Raw genomic sequence first — 2,565 nt, forward strand, 5'->3', positions numbered from 1 at the left:
GGGCAGGGGAGCAGAGATAATTAATAACCAATGCCCCATGCCCAATGCCCAATTAAACCTTCATTTTGGTGAACAAAGACTCGTATTGTTTTATTGCAGATGGCGGTAAGGGAAGCAAAAATTCATTTTTATCCAAAACTTCACCATCACTCTGTAACAAACTCCGTAACGGTTCTTGGATGTCGGAAGCGGCAATATTTGTAGAAATTGGCGAATTACTTTTAGTCAGCACTGAAATTTGTTTAGCTGTACTTGGTTGCCAACAAAAATCAATCCATTGATCTGATAAAGTACCCTTATCAATACCTGCGGGACGCACCCACAAGTCCGCCCACATTGCTGTTCCTGACTGGGGTATAACTGCGCCAAGTTGCGGATAACGTCCCAGAACTTGCAGTACATCGCTTGACCAACCAACCGCTAGCCAAGTGTCTCCCATAATTAAAGGTTCTAAGTAGTTATTGGAACTGTAGAACTTCACCTGTTGGTTTAATGTCTGTAATTCCTTTTCCAAGTTTGGTACTTGGTCAAGATTCTCTGTATTGTAAGATTTTCCTAGCTTCTTTAAGACCAGACCAATAACTTCTCGTGGTTGATTAAGTAGAGAAATGCGTTGCTGCATTCCATCTCGCCACAAATCACTCCAATCTTTGGGTGTCCAACCCAATTCTCGCAACTTGTCACGGTTATAAACAATCACCGTGCTACCCCACCGATAAGGCGCACCCCACACCTTCCCTTGAGTATCCAAGTTACCTTGGTCGTCGCGTGTTACTAATTTTTTCCACTTTTCATCTAAAGCAGACCATTGCTTTAATTCGTTTCCCTGTAACTCTTGGAGTGGTTGAATCAGTTTCTGCTCAATAGCTGCTTTTAGCCAGTAATCTCCCAATGTCACGAGGTCTGCATCAGCCGTTTTTTGACCTTGCCTAAAGGGTATAAAGCGACTCCATCCTTGCTCATCGGTGGCTTTTGGTTTTTTCTGCCAATTTTGTAATTGCTGAAATAAATCCTCTATCTGCTCGACTGGGGCAAACTTTAACTGCACCTGTTGCTGCAAACCTTTGTGGAACTGATTCACCACCTGACCAGGTATAGAACCTTTTAATAACTGTACTTTTAGTTGCGTCTGCCTGTTTCCACCACAGCCAAAAAGCAGTTGTGAAAGTGCCAGTGTGCTTGTACCGAGCAAAAAAGACCGTCGATCCATTGATTTTGGATTTAAGATTTTCGATTATACCAAATATTAAGCAGAGATTCACCAGAGGCTGACTAGGTGAAAAAGCGGAGTTGGAAAATTATTGGAGTTTTCTGTGGTTAATATCGATAATTTGGGATATTTGACTCAAAATAGTAACTTTATCAGCAAATTACTACCTAAAAGTGAATTTATCTCCATAAATTTCATTAGTGCTACTTGTAGTCAAACTTTACCTACATTTAGAAATAATGATTTAAATGTCACATTTGCACCAAAAATTATCAATACTTAAATAATCCATAAATATCGTTAAGGTTGGGAGTAAATTGAATAACATATAGAAAATGTACGGATAAAGGTATTAAATGGAGCTATTACAGCAACAAATCCTGACTTTAAGCGAAAAACTGGATGCCCTCTGTCAAGTAATTGAGCAGCTTGATGCTAAAGTCACTCAAACTTTCTCAGAGTGTTCTATAGCAAATACACAAGCCAAGGATAATTATCAGGAAAATGGTGCGGCTGGAGGCTATCAGCTCAGACGTATCAGTTTAAATCCAGAAATGGAACACAAGGATGTATTAACAGATGGTATTTATCTAGATATGCATCGTCAAAGTGGAGATAACATAACACCAGAAATTCAAATACAACGACTAACAGCGCAGTTAACAGCAGCATACAATCGCATTGCTGCCTTGGAAGAACAATTACTTAGAGAAAGAATTCATTAAATTTAACCTGAGTTCAACGAATTAAAAAATGCCTGGAGCTATGTAAGACAAGCCTTTAGGCTCAATATCAAGTGATGGTTTTGTAGGCATATATTTAAGTATAAGCAACTAATCCAGCTATCAAATTGATGAAAAGCAAAACACACTATTACGTAAATATATGTAATAGTGTGATGTGTATGATCGTAAGCTTTTAGTGCATTCCTCACTATGAAACAAATGGAAGTTTTTAAGAAAGCGCAGAGGGATGTAAAGTCCTGACAAATTTCATCCCCTATGAATTAATGAAATGCTGTACTTAGCCGTTCAAGCTGAGATTCAATAGCTGCTAAAAGCTGGTCTTGTTGCCAATTTTGGCTAAGATGGGCGGCTATGCAAGCTGCCCCAGCACCCATACCTTCTTTCACAAAGCCCTCTTCATAGGCTCTCAGTTGAGGATAACGAGAATCAGCAAAGCTGAGAGCAGTTGCTAATAGGGGAGGGGTTCTTCCACTCGGAGTCAAGTTGCCTTTTTCTAAGCTGAGGGCTAAGTCAACTGTAGCCCCAGTAGGATCTTCTGCTACCCAACGAGTTGTGCCTATTACTACTGCTTCTGGTTGCCATGATAAGGCGTAAACTTGAGCGATCGCA

Annotated in this window: 2 protein-coding genes and 1 pseudogene; 1 reads left to right on the forward strand and 2 read right to left on the reverse strand. The window is 40.0% G+C overall.

What is annotated here, in order from left to right; translation table 11 throughout:
- Positions 1 to 52: 52 nt before the first annotated feature.
- Complete coding sequence (locus GNF10_RS36400) at positions 53 to 1,210, reverse strand: extracellular solute-binding protein (protein ID WP_185581724.1); 1,158 nt, start codon at positions 1,208 to 1,210, stop codon at positions 53 to 55.
- 356 nt (positions 1,211 to 1,566) lie between these two features.
- Here GNF10_RS36400 and GNF10_RS36405 point away from each other — a divergent pair, with 356 nt between their 5' ends.
- Positions 1,567 to 1,935 carry a hypothetical protein gene (locus tag GNF10_RS36405; protein ID WP_012409876.1) on the forward strand — a complete coding sequence of 123 codons (369 nt, stop codon included), beginning with the start codon at positions 1,567 to 1,569 and terminating at the stop codon, positions 1,933 to 1,935.
- A 281-nt stretch (positions 1,936 to 2,216) separates the two neighbouring features.
- Here the strand turns inward: GNF10_RS36405 and GNF10_RS36410 are convergent.
- Positions 2,217 to 2,565: pseudogene (locus tag GNF10_RS36410) on the reverse strand (TIGR00303 family protein); the annotation flags it as partial.

It is taken from the genome of Nostoc sp. UCD121 (assembly GCF_014222285.1).
Taxonomy (GTDB): domain Bacteria; phylum Cyanobacteriota; class Cyanobacteriia; order Cyanobacteriales; family Nostocaceae; genus Nostoc.

What these genes read in the sequence shown, in the direction of transcription:
- GNF10_RS36400 (WP_185581724.1), bottom strand. Translation starts at nt 1,210, where the DNA reads ATGGATCGACGGTCTTTTTTGCTCGGTACAAGCACACTGGCACTTTCA.
- GNF10_RS36405 (WP_012409876.1), top strand. Translation starts at nt 1,567, where the DNA reads ATGGAGCTATTACAGCAACAAATCCTGACTTTAAGCGAAAAACTGGAT.